The 22,207-nt window shown below is 60.7% G+C and carries 18 protein-coding genes; 9 read left to right on the top strand and 9 right to left on the bottom strand.

Annotated elements, in window-relative coordinates:
* Positions 1-13 precede the first annotated feature (13 nt).
* From sfsA to N434_RS08640, 5 genes are all read left to right on the top strand, one after another.
* The gene (gene sfsA / locus N434_RS08660) at positions 14-733 is read left to right on the top strand and encodes a DNA/RNA nuclease SfsA (protein ID WP_110757161.1); all 720 of its coding nucleotides are present in this window, start codon (positions 14-16) and stop codon (positions 731-733) included.
* 31 nt (positions 734-764) lie between these two features.
* The gene (map, locus tag N434_RS08655; protein ID WP_110757159.1) at positions 765-1,598 is read left to right on the top strand and encodes a type I methionyl aminopeptidase; all 834 of its coding nucleotides are present in this window, start codon (positions 765-767) and stop codon (positions 1,596-1,598) included.
* Positions 1,599-1,611: 13 nt separating this feature from the next.
* Positions 1,612-2,454, top strand: coding sequence for a RadC family protein (gene radC / locus N434_RS08650; RefSeq protein ID WP_110757242.1), 843 nt, complete (start codon positions 1,612-1,614; stop codon positions 2,452-2,454).
* A gap of 241 nt (positions 2,455-2,695) precedes the next feature.
* Positions 2,696-3,118: a TadE/TadG family type IV pilus assembly protein gene (locus N434_RS08645; protein ID WP_065115774.1), complete on the top strand. Its 423-nt coding sequence runs from the start codon at positions 2,696-2,698 to the stop codon at positions 3,116-3,118.
* A gap of 1 nt (position 3,119) precedes the next feature.
* Complete coding sequence (locus tag N434_RS08640) at positions 3,120-4,859, top strand: TadG family pilus assembly protein (RefSeq protein ID WP_110757157.1); 1,740 nt, start codon at positions 3,120-3,122, stop codon at positions 4,857-4,859.
* A gap of 69 nt (positions 4,860-4,928) precedes the next feature.
* Here N434_RS08640 and N434_RS08635 read toward each other — a convergent pair whose 3' ends face one another.
* The 4 genes from N434_RS08635 to rpiA form a co-directional block, all read right to left on the bottom strand.
* The gene (locus tag N434_RS08635) at positions 4,929-6,305 is read right to left on the bottom strand and encodes a class II 3-deoxy-7-phosphoheptulonate synthase (protein ID WP_065115776.1); all 1,377 of its coding nucleotides are present in this window, start codon (positions 6,303-6,305) and stop codon (positions 4,929-4,931) included.
* Between the two features lie 248 nt (positions 6,306-6,553).
* A complete protein-coding gene (gor, locus tag N434_RS08630) occupies positions 6,554-7,942 on the bottom strand; it encodes a glutathione-disulfide reductase (RefSeq protein ID WP_110757156.1) in 1,389 nt (462 codons plus the stop codon).
* Between the two features lie 211 nt (positions 7,943-8,153).
* On the bottom strand, positions 8,154-8,723 hold the full coding sequence (locus tag N434_RS08625; RefSeq protein ID WP_003524811.1) for a DUF2059 domain-containing protein: 570 nt from the start codon (positions 8,721-8,723) through the stop codon (positions 8,154-8,156).
* Positions 8,724-8,739: 16 nt separating this feature from the next.
* Positions 8,740-9,435, bottom strand: a complete 696-nt coding sequence (gene rpiA / locus N434_RS08620; RefSeq protein WP_003524809.1) for a ribose-5-phosphate isomerase RpiA — start codon at positions 9,433-9,435, stop codon at positions 8,740-8,742.
* 190 nt (positions 9,436-9,625) lie between these two features.
* On the opposite strand from rpiA, the gene N434_RS08615 reads away from it, so the two are divergent.
* Complete coding sequence (locus N434_RS08615) at positions 9,626-10,327, top strand: phosphoglycolate phosphatase (RefSeq protein WP_110757154.1); 702 nt, start codon at positions 9,626-9,628, stop codon at positions 10,325-10,327.
* 295 nt (positions 10,328-10,622) lie between these two features.
* Here N434_RS08615 and N434_RS08610 read toward each other — a convergent pair whose 3' ends face one another.
* A complete protein-coding gene (locus tag N434_RS08610; RefSeq protein WP_502695773.1) occupies positions 10,623-12,569 on the bottom strand; it encodes a L,D-transpeptidase family protein in 1,947 nt (648 codons plus the stop codon).
* A gap of 410 nt (positions 12,570-12,979) precedes the next feature.
* On the opposite strand from N434_RS08610, the gene fumC reads away from it, so the two are divergent.
* Both fumC and N434_RS08600 read left to right on the top strand, forming a co-directional pair.
* A complete protein-coding gene (gene fumC / locus N434_RS08605; RefSeq protein WP_110757152.1) occupies positions 12,980-14,371 on the top strand; it encodes a class II fumarate hydratase in 1,392 nt (463 codons plus the stop codon).
* Between the two features lie 207 nt (positions 14,372-14,578).
* Positions 14,579-15,511 carry an alpha/beta hydrolase gene (locus tag N434_RS08600; protein ID WP_110757151.1) on the top strand — a complete coding sequence of 311 codons (933 nt, stop codon included), beginning with the start codon at positions 14,579-14,581 and terminating at the stop codon, positions 15,509-15,511.
* A gap of 99 nt (positions 15,512-15,610) precedes the next feature.
* Here N434_RS08600 and pyrG read toward each other — a convergent pair whose 3' ends face one another.
* The 4 genes from pyrG to N434_RS08580 all read right to left on the bottom strand — a co-directional run bounded on the left by pyrG (position 15,611) and on the right by N434_RS08580 (position 19,843).
* Positions 15,611-17,239, bottom strand: coding sequence for a CTP synthase (pyrG, locus tag N434_RS08595; RefSeq protein ID WP_181423919.1), 1,629 nt, complete (start codon positions 17,237-17,239; stop codon positions 15,611-15,613).
* Between the two features lie 159 nt (positions 17,240-17,398).
* Positions 17,399-17,863, bottom strand: coding sequence for a preprotein translocase subunit SecG (gene secG, locus N434_RS08590; RefSeq protein WP_059760449.1), 465 nt, complete (start codon positions 17,861-17,863; stop codon positions 17,399-17,401).
* Between the two features lie 115 nt (positions 17,864-17,978).
* Entirely contained in the window at positions 17,979-18,749 is a 771-nt protein-coding gene (gene tpiA / locus N434_RS08585) for a triose-phosphate isomerase (protein ID WP_110757147.1), read from the bottom strand.
* 212 nt (positions 18,750-18,961) lie between these two features.
* A complete protein-coding gene (locus N434_RS08580; RefSeq protein ID WP_065115783.1) occupies positions 18,962-19,843 on the bottom strand; it encodes an alpha/beta fold hydrolase in 882 nt (293 codons plus the stop codon).
* 225 nt (positions 19,844-20,068) lie between these two features.
* On the opposite strand from N434_RS08580, the gene parE reads away from it, so the two are divergent.
* On the top strand, positions 20,069-22,183 hold the full coding sequence (gene parE, locus N434_RS08575) for a DNA topoisomerase IV subunit B (RefSeq protein ID WP_065115784.1): 2,115 nt from the start codon (positions 20,069-20,071) through the stop codon (positions 22,181-22,183).
* Positions 22,184-22,207 lie beyond the last annotated feature (24 nt).

Here is a 22,207-nt window from a genome sequence, read left to right as displayed (position 1 = left end):
TCTTTCAGGTCACATGTTCTTCACACCCCCGCTTACTCCCGCCACGCTGATTTCCCGCTACAAGCGTTTCCTCTTCGATGCCGTTCTGGAGGACGGCACGGCGATTACCGGCTCCTGCCCCAATACCGGCTCCATGCGCGGGCTGACGACACCGGGCTCCCGCATATGGCTGTCCGAACATGACAGCCCGACCCGCAAATACCGGCACATGTTTGAAATGGTCGAGGCCGATGGCACCGTGGTCGGCATCAATACCGGCATGCCGAACCGGCTGGCGGAAGAAGCGATCCTCACCGGCCGTATCCCCGAACTCGGCGGCTATTCGACGATCAGGCGCGAACAGAAATACGGCCGCAATTCCCGCATCGATTTCCTGTTGTCCGAACCCGGCCGGCCGGATGCCTATGTTGAGGTGAAGAACGTGCATTTCATGCGCGAGAAGGGGCTGGCCGAATTCCCCGATACCGCCACCAAACGCGGTGCGAAGCATCTGGAGGAACTGGGTGACGCTGCGGAAGCAGGTTATCGTTCGGTGATGCTCTATCTCATCCAGCGCGACGATTGCGACCGGATGCGCATCTGCGACGATCTCGATCCGGTCTATGCGCTGGCGTTTCAGCGGGCCATGACGCGCGGCGTGGAGGCCTATGCGGTGAAATGCACGGTCTCCCCGGCACAAATTTCGGTCAGCGGAACGGTTAAGATGGACGAATGGCGTCCAGCTGTTTTATGAACAGGGACGTAAAGAGACAGAAAGCACCAAGATGGTCACCTATATCGACGCAGCCTCCGCCCCCCTCAAGAACACCGGCGTCATTCGCCTCTATACCCCTGAGGACTTTGACGGGATGCGCAAGGCGTGCCAGCTGACGGCGCGTTGCCTCGATGAACTGGCGGCGATCGTCAAGCCCGGCGTGACGACGGATGCCATCGACCGTTTCGTCTTCGAATTCGGCGCCGACCACGGCGCGCTGCCGGCGACGCTGAATTATCGCGGTTACACGAAATCCGTCTGCACCTCGATCAACCATGTCGTCTGCCACGGCATTCCGGATGAAAAGCCGCTGCGCGAAGGCGATATTGTCAATATCGACGTGACCTATGTGCTGGATGGATGGCATGGCGATTCGAGCCGCATGTATCCGGTCGGCCAGATCAAGCGCGCCGCCGAGCGGCTGATGGAAGTGACCTATGAATGCCTGCTGCGCGGCATCGCGGCGGTGAAGCCCGGCGTGCGCACCGGCGCGATCGGCGCGGCCATCCAGGCCTATGCGGAAGCGGAGCGCTGCTCTGTCGTGCGCGATTTCTGCGGCCACGGCGTCGGACGCCTGTTCCACGACACGCCGAACATCCTGCATTACGGCCGACCGGACGAAGGGCCGGAAATCCGCGAAGGCATGATCTTCACCATCGAGCCGATGATCAATCTCGGCAAGCCGCATGTGAAGGTGCTTTCCGACGGCTGGACGGCGGTGACGCGCGACCGGTCGCTCTCCGCGCAATATGAACATGCCGTTGGCGTCACGGCCACCGGCTGCGAAATCTTCACGCTGTCACCGGGTGGTTTCGATCGCCCAGGCCTGCCGCCGCTCGCATAAGGCCAGACCGCCTATGGCAAAACGCCCTGCCCCGCCTCCCGCCGATCTTTCCCCGACGTCAGGCTTTCAGGCGGGCGAAGGCGATTTTTTCGGCGAGGCGGATGAGCGAGGTTTTTTTGCCGAACCGCGAAGCGCGCCCAGAAAGCCCGAACGGGCCGCAGCCATTGCAGAACAGGAAGCGGATGCCGCCCATTATCACGGCCACCGGGACCGGCTGCGGGCGCGCTACCGCGATGGCGGCGACGCTGCACTTGCCGACTACGAACTGCTGGAACTCCTGCTGTTCCGGCTGATCCCGAGGCGCGATACCAAACCGATCGCCAAGGCGCTGATTGCCCGTTTCGGAACGCTCGGCGGTGTTCTCGGCGCGCCTTTGCCGCTGTTGCAGGAGGTGAAGGGCGTCGGCGAGGCCGTGGCGCTCGATCTGAAGCTCGTCGCTTCGGTCTCCCAGCGCATGCTGAAAAGCGAGATCCGCAACAAGCAGGTTTTGAGTTCCTGGTCATCGGTTATCGATTATTGCCATGCCGCCATGGCCCATGAAACGCGCGAACAGTTCCGCATCCTGTTCCTCGACAAGCGCAACGTCCTGATCGCCGACGAGGTGCAGGGTCAGGGAACCGTGGACCACACCCCGGTCTATCCGCGCGAAGTGGTGCGCCGCGCCCTCGAATTATCCTCTACCGCCTTGATTTTAATCCACAATCACCCAAGTGGGGACCCTACCCCCTCGCGTGCGGATATCGAGATGACCAAGACCATCATCGATACGGCCAAACCGCTCGGCATCGCCGTCCACGACCACATCATCATCGGCAAGGACGGCCACGCCAGCTTCAAGGGTCTGCGGCTGATCTGAGATCGCCGGAAGGCTTTCTGAAAAAGTACGAAGCTCTAAAAAATACAATTAAAACAACGATATAGACAATCCTCAGACTTCAGCGAAAAATGAAAGCACTCAGGCGCCGAGGCGAGAGCCTTAACGCGCCTGCAACCCATAAGAGCGACATCAACACAAAATTAACACCTATAAATTAGCATTTCCGAAAATAATAAATCAAGGCATCGAACCTTGATGCCTTAAGGAACGGGGGTGCTTTATGCGTAATGGAGTACGTTTCTTTCGCGATCGATCCGGCTCGTCAGCCGTCGAGTTCGCCATCGTCGCGCCTATCTTCTTTCTCGTCCTGCTGACCATGATCGCCTACGGAATCTATCTGATGGCGGCCTATTCGGTGCAGCAGATCGCCGCTGACGCGGCAAGGACGGCTGTTGCCGGATTGAATACCACCGAGCGCCAGCAGCTTGCCCGGGATTTCGTCACCAGAAGCGATCTCAGTTACGCTTTCATGGACAAGAAGCGTTTCACCGTCGATGTCGCGACCGATCCCGCCAATGCCAACCAGTTCACGGTCAAGGTCGAATATGACGCCCGCGACCTGCCGATCTGGAGCCTCTACAGCTACACCCTGCCCGAGCCGGTCATCCGGCGTTTTTCCACCATCCGGATCGGAGGAGCATGACATGCAGACTTTCCATTCCCTGCTTCCCCGTTTCCTGAAGGACCGGGCCGGCAACATCGCCATTTCGGCCGGACTTACCGCGCCGCTTTTCATCGGTATCCTGGCACTTGGCGTCGATTACGGCTATCTGACCCTGCAGAAACGGCAATTGCAGCAGACCGCCGATCTCGCAGCCATATCGGCGGCGGCAAATGCCGCCGACCCGGAAAAGGCCGTGCAGCAATATTTCGCTCTCAACGGCATGGATCTCGGTGTCAGGACGGCGCAGGGCCTGCTCACCCCGGCCGGTCTGCAACCCTTCGATCCCCTCAACGAATTTGCTAGCAGCAAGGGTTACGCCGAGGTCATCAAGGGTCACTATGAGCCGGATGCGACCGTTCCCGTTGGGCAACGTTTCGTCGATAACGCCCTGCCCACCAATGCGGTGAAAGTGAACATCGTCGAACAGGGCCAGATATTCTTCGCATCCGCCTTCACCAAGCCACCCAAGGTTTCCGCCGTTGGAACGGCATCGTCCCAGAGGATCGCGGCATTTTCGGTGGGATCGCGGCTCGCCAGCCTCGATGAGGGAATTCTCAACAGCCTGCTAGGCGGCCTGCTCGGCACCACGGTTTCACTCAAGCTCATGGATTATCAGGCGCTTCTCGCCGCCGACGTCAATGCGCTGAAGGTTGTCGAGGCGCTGGCCATCGATCTCAACCTCACCGCCGGCACCTATAAGGATGTGCTGAAGACCGACATCACCTACGGCAAATTCCTCGATGCGCTGACGAAAACCACGGGCCTGCAGCCGGCGGTCGCCAACATTCTGAAGACGCTGCAAAAGACCGTCAACAAGAGCAACGTCAACATCAGGCTTGAGGAAATCCTCAATCTCGGCCCGTTCTCGGACAAGCTGATCGGGACCGGAGAAAACCTCAAGGTCACCGCCGGTGTGTTCGACCTCATCAATGCCGCCGCGGTGGCGGGCAATGGCGGCAACCAGCTGGCGCTCAATCTCAATGCCAATATTCTCGGCCTCGCCTCGGTCAAGGCAACGCTCGCCATCGGTGAACCGCCCGTCGAAACGCCGTCGCTCGCCGTCGGTGGTCAGGGCACCGTGGTGCGCACCGCACAGACCCGTCTGGCGGTCAATGTCGTGGTCGATGGCCTTCAGGCCATTGCCGGCCTCAAGGTCAATCTTCCGCTTTATGTGGAAGTCGCCCATGCCGAAGCGCGGCTCGCCGATATTCGCTGCACGGGCGGCGGACAGGGCACGGTGGATGTGGAAGTCGTGCCGGGTGTTGCGGAAATCGCCCTTGGTAATGTCGATACCACGGCCTTTGCCAATTTCGGCAAGGACCCGCGCGTCACCAAGGCGGCAATCGTGGATTCGGCGCTGCTTGCCATCAATGGCAGCGCCCTCATCAACGCCACCAATATGACCAAGACCAAGCTGACCTTCACGCAGTCGGATATTACCCAGGGCAAGATCAAGAGTGTTTCCACCAAGGACACCGTGACCACTCTCGTCAGTTCACTGCTGAAGAACCTCAATCTGGATATCAGGCTGCTCTTTCTCAACCTTGATCTGGGGGGCCTGGCGGGCATCCAGACGGCGCTTGCCAACACGCTTGCTGTCGTCACCGCTCCAGTCGATCAGCTGCTCTACAACGTGCTTCTGGTTCTCGGCGTCAAGATCGGCGAAGCCGATGTGCGCGTCACGGATGTTCGCTGCCAGCAGCCGGCACTGGTCCAATAATTCCATCCTCACGCACAAAAAAGCCGCCGGGAAATATCCCGGCGGCTTTTCATTTGATCGCTCTTTATATCAGGCGTTGGCAATCGCCAGACGCTTCTCGTCGCGGCCGCTCTTCATGCGCTCGGAGAGAAGGAACGCCAGCTCCAGTGCCTGATCGGCATTGAGGCGCGGATCGCAATGGGTGTGGTAACGGTCCGACAGCGAATCCGCCGTCACGGCCCGTGCACCACCCGTGCATTCCGTCACGTCCTTGCCGGTCATCTCAATGTGGATGCCGCCCGGATGCGTGCCTTCGGCGCGGTGGATCTGGAAGAAGCTTTCGACTTCCGACAGGATGCGCTCGAACGGACGCGTCTTGTAGTGGTTGAGCGTGATCGTGTTGCCATGCATCGGATCGCAGGACCAGACAACCTTACGGCCTTCCTTCTCGACGGCGCGAATGAGCTTCGGCAGGCTGTCGGCAACCTTGTCATGGCCGAAACGGCAAATCAGCGTCAGGCGGCCGGCCTCGTTTGCCGGGTTCAGCGCATCGATCAGTTCGATCAGATTGTCGGGCGTCAGCGACGGACCGCATTTCAGGCCGATCGGGTTCTTGATGCCACGGAAATATTCCACATGCGCATGGTCCAGCTGGCGCGTGCGGTCACCGATCCAGATCATGTGGCCGGACGTTGCGTACCAGTCGCCGGAGGTGGAATCGATGCGGGTCAGCGCCTCTTCGTAGCCGAGCAGCAGAGCCTCATGGCTGGTGAAGAAATCGGTTTCGCGCAGGCTCGGATTATTGTCCGCGCTGATGCCGATCGCCTTCATGAAGTCCATGGTTTCGGAAATCCGGTCGGCCAGCTTGCGGTAGCGATCCGCCTGCGGGCTGTCCTTGATGAAACCGAGCATCCACTGGTGAACGTTTTCGAGGTTGGCGTAACCACCCATCGCGAAAGCGCGCAAGAGGTTCAGCGTCGCGGCCGACTGGCGATAGGCGTCGAGCTGACGCTCCGGGCTCGGAATGCGCGAAGCTTCGTTGAATTCGATGCCGTTGATGATGTCACCGCGGTAAGACGGCAGCGTCACGCCGTCCTGCGCTTCGACGTTGGAAGAGCGTGGCTTGGCGAACTGGCCGGCAATGCGGCCGACCTTCACCACAGGCAGCTGCGCGCCATAGGTCAGCACGACGGCCATCTGCAGGAAGGCGCGGAAGAAGTCGCGGATATTGTCCGCGCCATGTTCGGCGAAGCTTTCGGCGCAATCGCCGCCCTGCAGCAGGAAGGCGTTGCCTTCCGCCACATTGGCGAGCTGCTTCTTCAGACGGCGGGCCTCACCGGCAAAGACCAAGGGCGGATAGGTCGCAAGCGTGGCTTCCGTTGCCGCAAGCGCTGCCGCATCCGGATATTCGGGAACCTGCTGGATCGGTTTCTGCCGCCAGCTGCCGGGGGTCCAATTCTGTGCCATGTTCTCACCCTTTTCTCGCCCGCGCGACGTCGCGCGGCCGCCTCGAAAAATTGAGCGGCTTATAGCTCCAAGCATCGGCTTTGCATAGCCGATCCCTGAGCCATCCGGCTCATTCTGCCCGTTTTGCGCGCTCCAGACGCACAAAAGTCAATTCAAACGATTTAACAACCCCGCCGCCATTCGAAAACTTCGCTTTCAAAGGGCGGCAGGCTGATGCGGGCGGCGATTATATCACGCCTGTACCGGCGTTACACACGCTCGCCATTCACGACGCGATAGCTCGGCGAATACATCGTCACCAGCTCTTCGGCGGCTGTGGGATGAACCGCCATGGTGCGGTCGAAATCATCCTTGGTGCAGCCGGCTTTCAGCGTGATGCCGAGAAGCTGCGCCATCTCACCCGCCTCATGGCCGAGAATATGCACGCCGACAACCTTGCGGTCGGCGGCATTGACGATCAGCTTCATGATCGTCTTTTCCTGACGGCCGGACAGCGTTGCCTTCATCGGCCGGAACTGGGCACGATAGACTTCCAGTTCCGGATATTTCTTGCCGGCTTCCTCTTCCGAAAGACCGACGGTGCCGATTTCCGGCTGCGAGAACACCGCCGTCGCGATCAGCTCGTGATCCGGCTTGGTCGGGTTGTTCTTGTATTCGGTCTCGATGAAACACATGGCCTCGTGGATCGCCACCGGCGTCAATTGTACCCGGTCGGTGACGTCGCCCAGCGCGAAGATGTTCGGCACGTTCGTGCGCGAATAATCATCAACGATGATCGCGCCGCGCGCGTCCACCTTCACACCGGCATTTTCCAGACCCAGACCCTTGGTGTTCGGATCGCGGCCGAGCGCCAGCATCACCAGGCCGACGTGCAGCGAGGCGCCCTGCTTGGTGCGGGCCACGAAGCCACCGGCCCAGTCCTTGCTGACGTCTTCGATGATATCTTCCAGAAGGATGCGGATGCCCTTGGCCTCCATCGCTTCGTGCAGGCCCTTGCGCATGTCGTGATCGAACCGCGACAGGATTTCCTTGCCGCGATAGATCAGGGTCGTCTCGACGCCAAGCCCATGGAAGATATTGGCGAATTCCACGGCGATATAACCGCCGCCGGCGATCAGGATCGATTTCGGCAGTTCTTCCAGATTAAACGCCTCGTTGGACGAGATCGTCAGCTCATGGCCGGGCAGCGCCTTGTGCTCGTTCGGCGTGCCGCCGACGGCAATCACGATACGCTCTGCCGTGAAGGTCTCACCGGTTTTTGTCAGCTTCACGGTATGGGCATCGACCAGTTCGGCGCGACTGTCGAAAATATCTGCCTTGGCGTTCTCAAGTCCCTTGCGGTAGAGCCCTTCCAGACGGGTGATTTCCTTGTCCTTCGCCGCGATCAGCTTCTTCCAGTCGAAGCTGCGTTCCCCGACGCTCCAGCCGAAACCTTCGGCATCCTCGAAATGTTCGGGGAATTGCGAGGCGTAAACGAACAGCTTCTTCGGCACGCAGCCGCGAATGACGCAGGTGCCGCCATAACGATATTCTTCAGCAATCCCCACGCGCTTGCCGAGCGAGGCCGCCACGCGGCCGCTGCGCACGCCGCCGGAACCGCCACCGATGACGAAAAGATCGTAGTCATAAGCTGTCATAGTCAAAACCCCTGATCAAAACCGCCGCCATCAGCCTCAGGACGGGCGGTGGCGCATTCACGGCACATATAGGTGCTGCGACGCACAAATGAAAAGCCCGGTCTTGCGGCCGGGCTTTGAATATTTCTGAAGATAGGTTTTTTGATTAAGCATCGGATTCTCCGGAAACCGCATTACACTTTCCGGTCCGATGCTCAGCCTGTTCATCCAATCAGGGCTTGGGAGCCGCCGGAGCGCCGCCCGTAGCGTTCTGATCGGCCGGAAGCGGCTTCAGATCGGCGCCGGCAACCTTCTGCAGTTCCGACATGCTGGACGCGTTGAGATCGCGGTTGATGCCGGCGGCCCAGATGTCGGCGGCCTTCATCAGTTCGCGCGTGGCGATCGGGCCGTCCTTCAGGAGCTTCTTGCCGGCTTCGCTGCTGTAGAAGGTGGAAATGGCGTTCAGCTCTTCGACGGTGAAGGCGCGCGCATAGGTGAGCGCTGCTTCGCGCTCCAGATCGGCGCGGCGCGGCGCAAGCTCGAGAGCCTTCGCGTCGACAGTCTCGGTGATGGCATCCTGAACGTTCGGCGAGGCCTGAATGAGTTCGGCCTTCAGACGCTCCGCCAGTCCAGGCAGAATGTCGTCGAAACGGTCGGTAACGCCAAGAGAGGTGATCGCCTGCCGTGCGGCAGCGATATGCGCTTCCGAAATTTCCTGAGCGCGTGCGGCAGTACCGAACACGATGCCGGAAATGAGGATCGAAGCAGCGGCAGCTTTGCCCAGTCCCGCTAATTTGACCATGAAAATCTCGCTCCTGTTATACTGCCTGCATCACGCGGGCGCCTTCAGGACCCGCGATAATGGCAAGCGATGCCAAATTTATGAAAAGTCCGTGCTCGACGACACCGGGAATCGTGTTCAGCTCGCGTGCTAGCGCTTCTGCATCAGGAATACGGCCAAAAGATGCGTCGAGGATCAGGTGTCCGCCATCTGTCATGAAGGCGCCGTCGCCGGAAGAACGCATCGTCAGCGTGCCGGAAAGCCCGGAACGCGACGCCAGTTTTTCAATGGCGATACGCGTCGCCACCTGGCCGAAGGGATTGATTTCGATGGGAAGCGGAAAGGCGCCCAGCGTCTCCACCACCTTGCTCTGGTCGGCGATGACGATCATGCGGGCGGATGCCGCCGCAACGATCTTTTCGCGCAGCAGCGCGCCGCCGCCGCCCTTGACGAGGCGCAGCGCATGATCGACTTCGTCCGCACCGTCGATGGTCAAATCCAGCTCCGGCAATTCATCCAGCGATTTCAAGGGAACACCAAGCTCGACGCACAGGCGCGCGGTGCGCTCGGATGTCGGCACGCCCTCGACTTTCAGACCGGCGGCGACCTTTTCGGCCAGAAGCCGGACGAATTCCTCAGCCGTCGAACCCGTGCCGATACCAAGCCGCATCCCATCCTGCACATGGGACAATGCGGCCTCGGCGGCCTTGATCTTCATCTGGCGGGCATCCATGTGCCTGAAACTCCGGTAGCTTTGTCGTCGCCGTGCTGTTTACACGGGTCGAAAGCCAAACGAAAGCCTTTTTCAAGCCAACGAACAGAACGTTGTGACGCGGTTGCAAAGACAGGCCCGTTTGCCTAGGCTTGGCGCGAATGAAAGCACCCATATTCCAGCATCCGCATTCTCCAAGAGGCCAGTTCCCGTGACATCCCGCCCGCTCCCCCCGCTCGCCATTTTCGATCTCGACGGCACGCTGGTCGATACCGCCGCCGATCTGGTCTCGAGCCTCAATCATACCATTGCCGTTGCTGGCCTTGCCCCTGTCACCTATGACGACCTGACCCACCTCGTCGGCCAGGGCGCGCGGGTGATGATCAAGCGGGCTTTCGCATTGCGCCAGACGGAACTGCCGGAAGCCGAGATCGATCCGCTCTATGAGCGTTTCATCACCCATTACCGCGCCGAAATGCCGGGTGAAAGCCGCCCCTACCCCGGCATCATCAACACGCTGGATGCGCTCTCGGAGGCCGGCATCACGCTTGCCGTCTGCACCAACAAAACTGAAATCCTCGCTCTGCCGCTGCTCGAAAAACTCGGTCTGACACGCTATTTCGCCGCCATCACCTGCGGCGACACTTTCTCCTTCCGCAAGCCGGATGCCCGCCATATTCTCGGCACCATCGAAAAGGCCGGTGGCGATATCAGGCGCTCCATCATGGTCGGCGACAGCATCAACGACATCCTCGCGGCAAAGAACGCCGCCGTCCCGTCGATTGGCGTGACCTTCGGGTATTCGGATGTGCCAATGGTTGAACTCGAACCGGATGTCGTGATCGACGATTTCACTGAATTGACGCCGGCGCTGTTCGAAGAACTGGTTGCGAAGGGTGCAGCGGCGGCCTGAGAGGCTGGGGGCAAGGCGGAAAAAGCGAGGGAGCGGCACACTCGACCGCACTGAAAGTTGCGCGCCCCTTCTTCCGTCATGCCGGACTAGATCCGGCATCCAGCCACGGCGCGTCTGCGCCGTGAGATGAGAAGAGTCTCTCGCGATCAAGGACTTGATCGCACTGGACCCCGGATCAAGTCCGGGGTGACGGTGTGCGGATGCTACTGTTGAGCCAAACATCCATACGCACGCACGTCTTCCATTTCGATCGAAAAAACGCCGTTTCCGGCGCCTTCTCTCTCAATGCAATTTATCAGATCGACGCGGCCCGCGCCTTCGTCGTCACGGCAAAGGCCTTCTGCACATAGCTGTCGCGGTCATAGACATCGTCGAAGAACTGCACCTTGCCATCCTTGTCCGGCCAGGCGGTGAAATAGGCGACATAGACCGGGATTTTCACCGGCACCTGCACGGCGCGGTTCTTGCCCGAAGCAATCTGCTCGCCCACCTTGTCGACGCTGGTGCCCAGAACCGCAGCCGCCATGCGGCGCGGATCGACCAGACGGATGCAGCCATGGCTCAGCGCCCGCATGTCGCGGTTGAAGAAGCTCTTGGCCGGCGTGTCATGCATGTAGATGGCATGTGCATTGGGGAACAGGATTTTCAGGTCGCCCAGCGCATTGTCGCTGCTCGGCGGCTGACGCACGGAAATGGAATTGGTGGAGCCATACCAGTTGACGCTGGTGGAGGAGACCGCACGGCCACCCACCTGAACTTCGTAACCCAGCCGGTCGAGATAGGACGGATCGCGGCGCAGCTTCGGCAGCATCTCGTTGACGATGATCGACTGCGGCACGCCCCAATAGGGGTTGAACTCGACGGTCTGGATTTCGTCCTGGAAGAAATAGGTCTGGTTGGCCTTGGAGCCGACCACAACCTTCATGCCGAACTGTTCCTGGCCGTCATTATGGTAATAAGCCATGAAAGCGGGCTGGTTGATGAAAACATAACGCTGGCCGAGATCCGCCGGCAGCCAGCGGATTTGCTCCATGGCCACCTGCACCTTGGCGATCTTCGCCTCGTTGCTTTCGCCGACCATGGCGCGCACGGTGGCGCGGCCGATGACACCGTCCGGCTTCAGGCCATTCTCGCTCTGGAACGCCTTCACCAGATCGACGAGATCAGGCGTATAATCCGGCGTCTGCTGATAACCGGAAATGATCGCCGCATGTTCGGCCTTGAAGGCCGGCGAGGCGCGGTGTTCGATCGCCTTGACCACATTGGCCATATCGGCACTGCTGTTGCCGGGCTTCAGCACCAGATCGGCGGGAACGCGGACGGTGTGCGCCGCATCGCCCTCACCGCGCAGGCGGGCAAGGTCAGCCTTCAGCGCCTGATATTCGGCACTCGATGGCTCGCGGCTGCGCAGATAGGCAGCGACATCGGGGCTCAGGCCCGCGAGCTTCAGCACGGGCGCAAGGTTCACCGTCTTGCGCTTGAAATCATGGTAGCCGGAGAGCCGGTTCGGATCGACACGGCCGCGAACGGTATCCTGCACATAGGCCAGAACCTTCGCCGACAGCGCCAGCTCGAACTGCATCTGCGCCCGCTGGTAGACGTCAAAGGTCGATGCGGAGGCCGTCTCCACCGGCGTTCCGGTCGCCGTCGCACCCGTCGCATTGCTGCTGATGCTGGCTGTCACATCCTTTGCCGGTGCGGAAATGCTGTAATCGGCCGGATCGAGGCCGCTTTCGCCAACCGTCTCGAAGAAGGCCATGACGGCATTGGCGCGCTCGGTCAGTTCGCCGCCGGAAACCCACAGCGTCTTGCCGCCGGCGCCGTAATAGGCTTCCAGCGCCTTGGCGATTTCGGGTGTGGCGCTGAACTTCAGATTGGCGAGGCCCTCGCCGAAATTCGCCGTGTTCACCGCGCGGGCCGCATCCGCCTTGTAATCGTAATAACGCGGGCCGGAAACGCGCGGCAGGGGCTCGGGATCGGAGGCATCGGCGCTCATCCGCGCGCTCGGCGGCGAGGTGACGATGCCGGCCGGCGGCAGCTCACCGCGATCGCGCGCAACCTTGCCCGGGCCGCCGCGCAGGAGGTCCATCAGCGTTACCGCGCCGGCGCTGCCGGGAAGAGCGGTGGAAACGGAAAGACCGAGAGCCAGCACCAGCGCTGCCGATGTTTTTCCAGATGTGACTTGCAATTTGATCCTCGTAGCACCCAGCACCGCCAGCGAAAGGGCGGGCATCAGTTTCATGCCTGTCTAGCCGATCAACGGCCCGTTGAAAAGAAACGCCCAAAGTCCACAACCGTGCCGAAATGAACCTTATGATACAGCCAAAGCCATAAAAACGTAATTTCCAGAATTGGCGAGAATGGTTAAATTTCTATTTATTTCATTCACTTTACCGTGGCCTGAGGCACCGCTGACATGCCGCGGAAAGCCCGGTTTTCCGGCCATTTCGCGACGTAGTAAAAATGACACGCCGGTCCGTTTTTCATCCCGGCCCTGCCCCGGTGTCGAAATCGCTTTAACGCGGCGGGAAATATCTGCCTCTGCCGCATTGCAGCGCTTTCATTGCCGGCGCGATGATTCTATATATCGGCCGCGCAAGGCGGGCGAAGGCGCCGTTTTGGCGGAGGAAAACGAGTAAAAAGGCAAGATTGATGACAGCCACACGGACGGAAACCGATACATTTGGACCCATTGAAGTTCAGGCCGATCGCTATTGGGGCGCGCAGGCGCAGCGCTCGCTCGGCAACTTCAAAATCGGCTGGGAAAAGCAGCCCGCCTCTGTCGTTCGCGCGCTGGGCATCGTCAAGCAGGCCGCAGCCCGCGCCAACATGGCGCTTGCCGGTCTCGACCCCAAGGTCGGTGACGCCATCATTGCCGCCGCGCAGGAAGTCATCGACGGCAAGCTGACCGAACATTTCCCGCTCGTCGTCTGGCAGACCGGCTCCGGCACCCAGTCCAACATGAACGCCAATGAGGTGATTTCCAACCGCGCCATCGAAATGCTCGGCGGCGAAATGGGCACCAAGAAGCCCGTCCACCCCAATGACCACGTCAATATGAGCCAGTCTTCGAACGACACCTACCCGACGGCGATGCACATCGCCTGCGTGGAAGAGATCGTTCACCACCTGCTGCCCGCCCTCAAGCACCTGCACAAGGCGCTGGAAGCCAAGGTCAAGCAGTTCGAGAAGATCATCAAGATCGGCCGCACCCACACGCAGGATGCGACCCCGCTGACGCTCGGGCAGGAATTCTCCGGCTATGCCGCGCAGGTCGCCTCCGCCATCGCCAACATTGAAACCACCCTGCCCGCGCTCTCCAAGCTCGCCCAGGGCGGCACGGCCGTCGGCACGGGCCTCAACGCTCCCATCGGTTTCGCCGAAAAGGTTGCCGAAGAAATCTCCAAGATCACCGGCCTTTCCTTCGTCACCGCGCCGAACAAGTTCGAAGCGCTCGCCTCGCATGATTCCATGGTCTTCTCGCATGGCGCGATCAATGCGGCTGCCGCTGCACTCTTCAAGATCGCCAACGACATCCGCTTCCTCGGCTCCGGCCCGCGCGCCGGTCTCGGTGAATTGTCGCTGCCGGAAAACGAACCCGGCTCGTCGATCATGCCGGGCAAGGTCAACCCGACCCAGTCGGAAGCGCTGACGCAGGTCTGCGCCCACATCTTCGGCAACAATGCGGCACTGTCCTTTGCCGGCTCGCAGGGCCACTTCGAGCTCAACGTCTATAACCCGATGATGGCCTACAACTTCCTGCAGTCGGTCCAGCTTCTGGGCGATGCCGCCGTCTCCTTCACCGACAATTGCGTCGTTGGCATCGAGGCCCGCGAAGACAACATCAAAAAGGGCGTCGAGAACTCGCTGATGCTGGTGACGGCGTTGAACGGCAAGCTCGGCTACGACATCTGCGCCAAGATCGCCAAGACCGCGCACAAGAACGGCACGACCCTGCGCGAAGAAACCGTCGGCGGCGGATACCTCACCAATGAGGAATTCGACCAGTATGTGCGCCCGGAAAACATGATCGGCCCGAAGTGAGCCAACCATATTCAACGGACATGGAAACGGGCCTTCGGGCCCGTTTTTGTTTGTTCGATTGACGCGGCGCTGGGAAGCCGTGACATGGGCGACCCGGGCCGGAATATCGGGCTGCCCCCATATTGACCTGTTGGTTTTTTATATCGTCTTCATAAACTGCTCTTCCGGGATAATGCCGGAGCCAAATGCCCGATTGAGGATGACATCATGATCTGCCGCCGCAGCCTGCTTCTTGCCGGTGCATTCCTCGCCACGGCGATGAAAGTCCCAAATCTGCTTGCTGAGGACAATCGGCCTCGTATCGCCCTTTGGCCCGACCTGCCTCCCGGTGGCCGCGGTCCGGATGGTCCCGCGGATATCAGCGAAAAAGGCGCCGTCACCAATATCGCCATACCGAGCCTTGAGATATTTGCCCCCGGCAAGCCCAATGGGTCTGCAATGATCATTGCCGGTGGCGGCGGATATAAGCGCATCGAGGAAGGCAAGGAGTCCTATCCCGCCGCGCGCTGGCTCGCGGCCAGGGGCATTTATGCTTTTGTCCTCAGCTACCGCCTGCCGATCGAAGGATGGGCGGCCGGACCGCTGGCACCGCTTCAGGATGTGCAGCGCGCATTTCGTCTGGTACGTGCACACGCCCCGGAATGGCAGATCGATCCGCACAGGATCGGCGCGCTTGGTTTTTCTGCAGGCGGGCACCTGATGGGGCTTGCCGCCGCCCGCTCGGCCTTCACATCTTACGAAGGCGTGGATGAGATCGACAGGCAATCAGCCCGGCCGGATGTTGCGGCTCTGATCTATCCGGTCATCACGCTTGCAGCACCCTATGACCGCACATCAACCCGCAGATCGCTTGTCGGCAGACACCCGGCAGACGAGGCAACGCGGGAATGGTCGGTGGAAAGCCATGTGAGCAAAGACTGCCCTCCGGTCTTCCTCACACAGGCGGATGACGACCGGATTTCCAATCCCGCCAACAGCCGTATCATGCGGGAGGCCTGTGAAAAGGCTGGCGTGGATGTCGAGTTTCATCCGGTCGCATCCGGCGGCCACGGCTTCGGCATGGGCAAGGCCGGCACCCCAACAGAGGCATGGCCAAACTGGTATGAGGCGTGGTTGCGGAAGCAGAACTTTCTGGCATGAGGCCTCCCGGCAATCCATCGCGCCGCGCGTCTTGAGACCTGTTGCCACCCCAATAAAAAAGGGCCGCAAAAGCGGCCCTCTCCGTAATCATTCAAACCGTCAAACCAGCCGGCTCTGCTCCACCGCTGCTTCGACGAAGCTCGCAAACAGCGGGTGCGGGTCGAGCGGGCGGCTCTTCAGTTCCGGGTGGTACTGAACGCCGATGAACCACGGGTGATCGGGATATTCCACGGTTTCCGGCAGGACACCATCCGGAGACATGCCCGAGAAGACCAGGCCGCATTCTTCCAGCCGGTCCTTGTAGTCCACATTCACCTCGTAGCGGTGGCGGTGGCGCTCGGAAATATCCGTCGTGCCGTAGATATCGGCGATCTTCGTGTCTTTCTTAAGCGCCGCCTTGTAGGCGCCGAGACGCATCGTGCCGCCGAGATCGCCCTTGGAGGAGCGCTTCTCCAGCTCGTTGCCCTTGACCCATTCGGTCATGAGGCCAACGACCGGCTCGGAGGTCGGACCGAATTCGGTGGAGGAAGCATTTTCGATGCCGGCAAGGTGACGGGCCGCTTCCACGACCGCCATCTGCATACCGAAGCAGATGCCGAAATAGGGCACGTTGCGCTCACGCGCGAACTGCGCCGCCATGATCTTGCCTTCCGAACCGCGCTCGCCGAAGCCGCCGGGCACGAGAATGCCGTTGACCTTTTCGAGATAGGGCGTCGGGTCTTCCTTTTCGAAGACTTCCGACTCGATCCATTCCAGCTTGACCTTGACGCGATTGGCAAAACCGCCGTGATGCAGCGCCTCGATCAGCGACTTATAGGCATCCTTGAGGCCGGTATATTTTCCGACAATCGCAATCGTCACTTCGCCTTCCGGCGTGCGGATGCGGTTGCAGACCTCTTCCCAAGGCTCCAGACGCGGCTTCGGCGCCGGCTCAATGCCGAAAGCGGCCAGCACTTCCGAATCGAGGCCTTCCTTGTGGTAGGCAATCGGAACGTCATAGATATTCGCCACATCCAGCGCCTGGATGACGGCGGACGGACGCACGTTGCAGAACAGCGAAAGCTTGCGGCGTTCGGCTTCCGGGATTTCCCGGTCGGCGCGCACCAGCAGGATGTCGGGGTGAATGCCAAGCGCCTGCAGTTCCTTCACGGAATGCTGGGTCGGCTTGGTCTTCAGCTCACCGGCTGCCGGAATGTAAGGCATCAGCGTCAGGTGAAGATAGATCGCCGTGCCGCGCGGCAGGTCGTTGCCAAGCTGACGGATCGCTTCCATGAACGGCATCGCCTCGATGTCACCCACCGTGCCGCCGATCTCGCAGATGACGAAGTCGTAATCGTCATTGCCTTCGATCACGAAATCCTTGATCTCGTTGGTGACATGCGGAATGACCTGAACCGTTGCGCCGAGATAGTCGCCGCGCCGTTCCTTGTCGATGATGTTCTTGTAGATGCGACCGGTGGTGATGTTGTCGGTCTTGGTGGCCGAACGCCCGGTAAAGCGCTCGTAGTGGCCAAGGTCGAGGTCCGTCTCGGCACCGTCGTCCGTCACGAACACTTCGCCGTGCTGTGTCGGGCTCATGGTGCCGGGATCAACGTTCAGATAGGGGTCGAGTTTGCGAAGCCGCACCCGATAACCACGGGATTGCAGCAAAGCTCCGAGTGCAGCAGCTGCGATGCCCTTACCGAGAGAGGAGACCACGCCGCCTGTGATGAATACATATCGCGCCATGGGATTCACCGGATACCTTTTTACCTCTGATTCCGCCAGCCCAAAATTCATGCTGTTGCAAATTCGCTGTTGACGAATTCACAATTCAACTGGCCGGAATGCGAACAAAAGAAAACCGGCAGGCTTTTGGCCTGCCGGAGCGTTAAATCAAAACCGGGCTTATTGACCGGTCGGAACTGCGTTCGGATCGGCGGGCTGCGCCGGGGCCGGAGCGGCCGTGCCGGATGCGGCCGGAGCCGGAGTGGTCTGCGCCGGAGCGGCAGCACCATTATTGGTCGGAACGCCATTTTCAGCCGGAGCCGGAGCGGGCGTCGAAGGCGTCGTCGCCGGGCCGAGCGTATCGAGAATGCCGTTACCCTGGCCCTGCGTGGCCGGAATACGGTTCAGAATGTCGGTCGGGCGCGATTCGTAGCGCGTCAGAAGGCCGAGGCCGAGCGAGGTCGCGAAGAACAGCGCGGCAAGGATCGCCGTGGTGCGCGTCAGCGCATTGGCCGTTCCGCGCGCGGACATGAAGCCCGAACCGCCGCCGATACCGAGGCCACCGCCTTCGGAACGCTGGATCAGGACCACGCCGACAAGCGCCAGCACGATCATGAGGTGAATAACAATCAAAACGGTCTGCATGACAATCCATTCCATGCCCCGCGCGGAGCACCATAAAGAAGGTTTTGCGGCTCTTTACATGAGGCGAAGGCTTATTCCAAGCCCCTTTCCCGCTCCACGCGCAGGAAAGCTCCGATCAAGCCGTCAGTTGCTCGTATGCCGCATAGATGGACAGGAAGTCCGAGGCTTTCAAGCTCGCGCCGCCGATCAGCGCACCATCCACGTTCTCGACGCCCATCAGTTCCAGCGCATTTGCGGGCTTTACCGAGCCGCCATAAAGGATGCGCATGGTCTTGCCGGCGTCGCCGAAGCGCTTGACGAGTTCGTCGCGCATGAAGGCATGGGCCTCGCGCACATCGTCCACGGTCGGCGTCAGGCCCGTGCCGATCGCCCAGACCGGCTCATAGGCGATGACGGTATTTTCGGCAGTCGCCTCATCCGGCAGGGAGCCGGCGAGCTGGCGCTTGAGGATGTCGAGCGTCTGGCCCGCCTTGCGCTCATCCGCCGTCTCGCCGATGCAGACGATGGCGATAAGGTCGGACTGATGGGCGGCAGATGCCTTGGCGCGCACCAGATGATCGGTCTCGGCATGGTCGGTGCGGCGCTCGGAATGGCCGACGATGACATGGGTGCCGAAGCAGTCGGCGATCATCTCGGCGGAAATATCGCCGGTATGGGCGCCCGATGCGTTCTGGTGGCAATCCTGCGCGCCGATCATCAGCGGGCTGTCATCGCACAGCGCCGTTGCCACGTAGAGCAATGTCGAGGGCGGGCAGATCAGCGCATCCACCTTTTCGGACAGCGCGCCCTTGACGCCCTCTGCCATGGCCTTGATCTGATCGAGCGAGGCACGGGTGCCGTTCATCTTCCAGTTTCCGGCAACAAGCGGTCGAACATTCGGCGTCATGCGTATCCCATTCCCTTTGTCTTGAGGCCGCCCTTGGCGGCACCCCTTCCCTCAGCCGTATCACGGCCCATAATCGCGACAGAAACACTGCCGGAAATCCCGGGATATTCCTTTAACCTCAGCCGGCAACAAATGGTACAAAAAAGCGGCCCAAAGGTTCAAAACGACGGGCAATTTCCAAAAAATTGCCGTTGCTGACCCAAATGACGACCTCAGCGGCTCAAAATCCAGTTCAAAACCGCCCGCCAGTCAGTCATGCGCACCGGTGTGCCGTGGCTGCCGGTCTCATACCGCGTGAACCGTGCCGGCTCGCCGGCCTTCAGCAAGGAACGGAAGATCGTCGCCTGCTGGTCCGCCGAATAGACCTTGTCGGCGCTGCCATGGGTGAACCAGACCGGCTTCTTCGCCCTGGCAAAGACGCTTTTCGGAAAATCCGGATCGACCGCACCGCCGAGGATCGCCATGCCCTTGAGATTGGCGACGGCAGTCTTGTCCCTGCTGATGCCGTAGCAGATGAAACTGCCCATCGAGGCGCAGGTCAACACGACAGGCTTACCGCCCGATTTTTTGGCCGCATCGGCAATCAGCGCCGCGATATCGGCAACGCCGTTCTCATCGAAGGAGCGAACGCTCGGCGCATAATAGGTGCCGCCATTGGCGACGGCTAGATTTTTCAGCCGGTTGAAATTGCCGCCGAAGGTGTAGTCGTTCATGCCGAGCCGCCGGTCACCGCCACGCCCATGGATGAAAATGACCGTGAAGGCCTGCCCGCTTGCCGGCCCGACACGGCCGACATCAAGCGCCCTGCCCTCAACGGACACGGTTTCCAGCGCCTGCGCCTTTTTCGGTGTCATATCGACATATTGCCGTTTCACCCGCCGCTCCGGCACCTCGTCGCGGCCGTTGATATCGCGCATTTCCTGATAGTCGATGACCTCGGACGCGCCGCCATCGGCTGTAGAGAGCACCGTCTGGGCGGAAAACAGCTCATCCTTGAAGGGACGCAACGGCCCATCGGAGGCGAAGGCTGCAACCGGCATGGCCGCAACAGTCAGGCTGAAAAGAGTACAAAACGTGAAATGAGCTGTGGACATGCCTTGGCTAACCGTTCATTCGTGGCTGCGAGACTTGCCATTGCAACCTCGCCAGCGCAATCCTCCTGTTGCGAAACCCTGACACAATCGTGGCATAGGATGCGCCGCGTTTGCCAGACGGACCCACTTCAAATCGGACGGGAACCGCGTTTGGCGTTATGATTGACGCTACTGGCATAATGATTCGCATGGCGAAATTCTGACACACGACTTTGAACTTTGGACATGATGGACGATAGCAACGATCTCTTCTCCGGTCTTCCGGCGGCACGAAACAGCGAAACGGAAACGGACGGGGATGCCGTGAAGACACCGGTGACCGCGGCCGCCAACGTGCCCGCCAACGCGAATGTGCAGCCGAAACCCGCAGCCGTTGCGGCCGTCACGCCGCCCGCCCCCGTATCACCGTCCGGTGACGACTACGGCGCTTCATCGATCCGCGTGCTCGAAGGGCTGGAGCCGGTGCGCATGCGCCCCGGCATGTATATTGGCGGCACCGATGAAAAGGCGCTGCACCACCTGTTCGCCGAAGTCATCGATAACTCCATGGACGAGGCCGTCGCCGGCCACGCCAATTTCATCGAGGTCCATCTCGACGCCGAAGGTTTCCTGACGGTCACCGATAACGGCCGCGGCATTCCGGTGGAAAACCACCCGCAGGTGCCCGGCAAATCGACGCTCGAAGTCATCATGACCAAGCTGCATGCCGGCGGCAAGTTCGACGGCAAGGCCTATGAGACATCGGGCGGCCTGCACGGCGTCGGCGTTTCCGTGGTCAATGCGCTCTCCGATCTTCTCGAAGTGGAAGTGGCCCGTAACCGCAAGCTTTACCGCCAGCGTTTCTCGCGCGGCCTGCCGATCGGTCCGCTGGAAGAGCTGGGCGACGTGCACAACCGTCGCGGCACCCGCGTGCGTTTCCATCCCGATCCGCAAATCTTCGGCGATCACGCGAAGTTCGAACCGGCCCGTATCTTCCGCATGGCCCGGTCCAAGGCCTATCTCTTCGGCGGCGTCGAAATCCGCTGGAGCTGCGATCCCGGCATGGTGCCGGCCGATGGTGAAATCCCCGAAAAGGCGGTCTTCCATTTCCCCGGCGGCCTGAAGGATTACCTCGCCGCCACGCTCGGCAAGGAATTCACCGTTACCCGCGAGATTTTCTCGGGCCGCACGGAAAAGACCGGTGGCCACGGCGCGCTGGAATGGGCCGTCACCTGGTATGGCGGCGACACGCAGATCCATTCCTATTGCAACACCATTCCGACACCCGAAGGCGGCACGCATGAGGCTGGCCTGCGCATCGCGCTCACCAAGGGTCTGAAGAATTATGCGGATCTGACCCAGAACAAGCGCGCCAAGGACATCACCACCGATGACGTGATGATCTCCGCCGCCGGCATGCTCTCCGTCTTCATCCGCGAGCCGGAATTCGTCGGCCAGACCAAGGACAAGCTCGCAACCGTCGAAGCCCAGCGCATTGTCGAAAACGCGCTGCGCGATCCCTTCGACCACTACCTCGCCGGCAATCCGGGCGAAGCGGCCAAGCTGCTCGACTGGGTGATCGAACGCGCTGAAGAGCGCCTGCGGCGTCGCAAGGAAAAGGAAGTCAACCGCAAAACCGCCGTGCGCAAGCTGCGCCTGCCCGGCAAGCTGGCGGATTGCGCCCAGAACACCGCCGAAAATGCGGAACTTTTCATCGTCGAAGGCGACTCGGCGGGCGGCTCGGCCAAGCAGGCGCGCAACCGCGCCAACCAGGCCATCCTGCCGCTGCGCGGTAAAATCCTCAACGTCGGCAGCGCCAGCCGCGAAAAACTCTCCGCCAACCAGCAGATCGCCGATCTCATCCAGGCGCTTGGCTGCGGCACGCGCACCAAATACCGCGAAGAGGATTTGCGGTATGAGCGCATCATCATCATGACCGATGCCGATGTCGACGGCGCCCATATCGCCTCGCTGCTCATCACCTTCTTTTATCAGGAAATGCCGGAACTCATTCGCGGCAACCATCTCTATCTCGCCGTGCCGCCGCTCTACGTCATCCGTCAGGGTGCCAAGAGCGCCTATGCCCGCGACGACGCCCACCGCGCCGAGCTGATGGAAACCGTCTTCAAGGGCAAGAAAGTCGAAATCGGCCGCTTCAAAGGCCTCGGCGAAATGATGGCCCAGCAGCTCAAGGAAACCACCATGGATCCCGAAAAGCGCACCCTGCTGCGCGTCGAGATCGACGATGTAGATTTCGAAGGCACCCGCGAGGCCGTCGACAATCTGATGGGAACCAAGGCCGATGCCCGCTTCCGTTTCATTCAGGAACGGGCGGCCTTTGCGGATAATCTGGATATCTGATCGTCCGGATGGGTTTTGGGACGG

This window comes from Rhizobium sp. UGM030330-04 (assembly GCF_003208455.1).
Taxonomy (GTDB): Bacteria; Pseudomonadota; Alphaproteobacteria; order Rhizobiales; family Rhizobiaceae; genus Agrobacterium; species Agrobacterium rhizogenes_A.
This window is presented reverse-complemented; position numbering and strand designations above follow the sequence as displayed.

What these genes read in the sequence shown, in the direction of transcription:
- sfsA (WP_110757161.1), top strand. Translation starts at nt 14, where the DNA reads ATGTTCTTCACACCCCCGCTTACTCCCGCCACGCTGATTTCCCGCTAC.
- map (WP_110757159.1), top strand. Translation starts at nt 765, where the DNA reads ATGGTCACCTATATCGACGCAGCCTCCGCCCCCCTCAAGAACACCGGC.
- radC (WP_110757242.1), top strand. Translation starts at nt 1,612, where the DNA reads ATGGCAAAACGCCCTGCCCCGCCTCCCGCCGATCTTTCCCCGACGTCA.
- N434_RS08645 (WP_065115774.1), top strand. Translation starts at nt 2,696, where the DNA reads ATGCGTAATGGAGTACGTTTCTTTCGCGATCGATCCGGCTCGTCAGCC.
- N434_RS08640 (WP_110757157.1), top strand. Translation starts at nt 3,120, where the DNA reads ATGCAGACTTTCCATTCCCTGCTTCCCCGTTTCCTGAAGGACCGGGCC.
- N434_RS08635 (WP_065115776.1), bottom strand. Translation starts at nt 6,305, where the DNA reads ATGGCACAGAATTGGACCCCCGGCAGCTGGCGGCAGAAACCGATCCAG.
- gor (WP_110757156.1), bottom strand. Translation starts at nt 7,942, where the DNA reads ATGACAGCTTATGACTACGATCTTTTCGTCATCGGTGGCGGTTCCGGC.
- N434_RS08625 (WP_003524811.1), bottom strand. Translation starts at nt 8,723, where the DNA reads ATGGTCAAATTAGCGGGACTGGGCAAAGCTGCCGCTGCTTCGATCCTC.
- rpiA (WP_003524809.1), bottom strand. Translation starts at nt 9,435, where the DNA reads ATGGATGCCCGCCAGATGAAGATCAAGGCCGCCGAGGCCGCATTGTCC.
- N434_RS08610 (WP_502695773.1), bottom strand. Translation starts at nt 12,569, where the DNA reads ATGAAACTGATGCCCGCCCTTTCGCTGGCGGTGCTGGGTGCTACGAGG.
- fumC (WP_110757152.1), top strand. Translation starts at nt 12,980, where the DNA reads ATGACAGCCACACGGACGGAAACCGATACATTTGGACCCATTGAAGTT.
- N434_RS08600 (WP_110757151.1), top strand. Translation starts at nt 14,579, where the DNA reads ATGATCTGCCGCCGCAGCCTGCTTCTTGCCGGTGCATTCCTCGCCACG.
- pyrG (WP_181423919.1), bottom strand. Translation starts at nt 17,239, where the DNA reads ATGGCGCGATATGTATTCATCACAGGCGGCGTGGTCTCCTCTCTCGGT.
- secG (WP_059760449.1), bottom strand. Translation starts at nt 17,863, where the DNA reads ATGCAGACCGTTTTGATTGTTATTCACCTCATGATCGTGCTGGCGCTT.
- tpiA (WP_110757147.1), bottom strand. Translation starts at nt 18,749, where the DNA reads ATGACGCCGAATGTTCGACCGCTTGTTGCCGGAAACTGGAAGATGAAC.
- N434_RS08580 (WP_065115783.1), bottom strand. Translation starts at nt 19,843, where the DNA reads ATGTCCACAGCTCATTTCACGTTTTGTACTCTTTTCAGCCTGACTGTT.
- parE (WP_065115784.1), top strand. Translation starts at nt 20,069, where the DNA reads ATGATGGACGATAGCAACGATCTCTTCTCCGGTCTTCCGGCGGCACGA.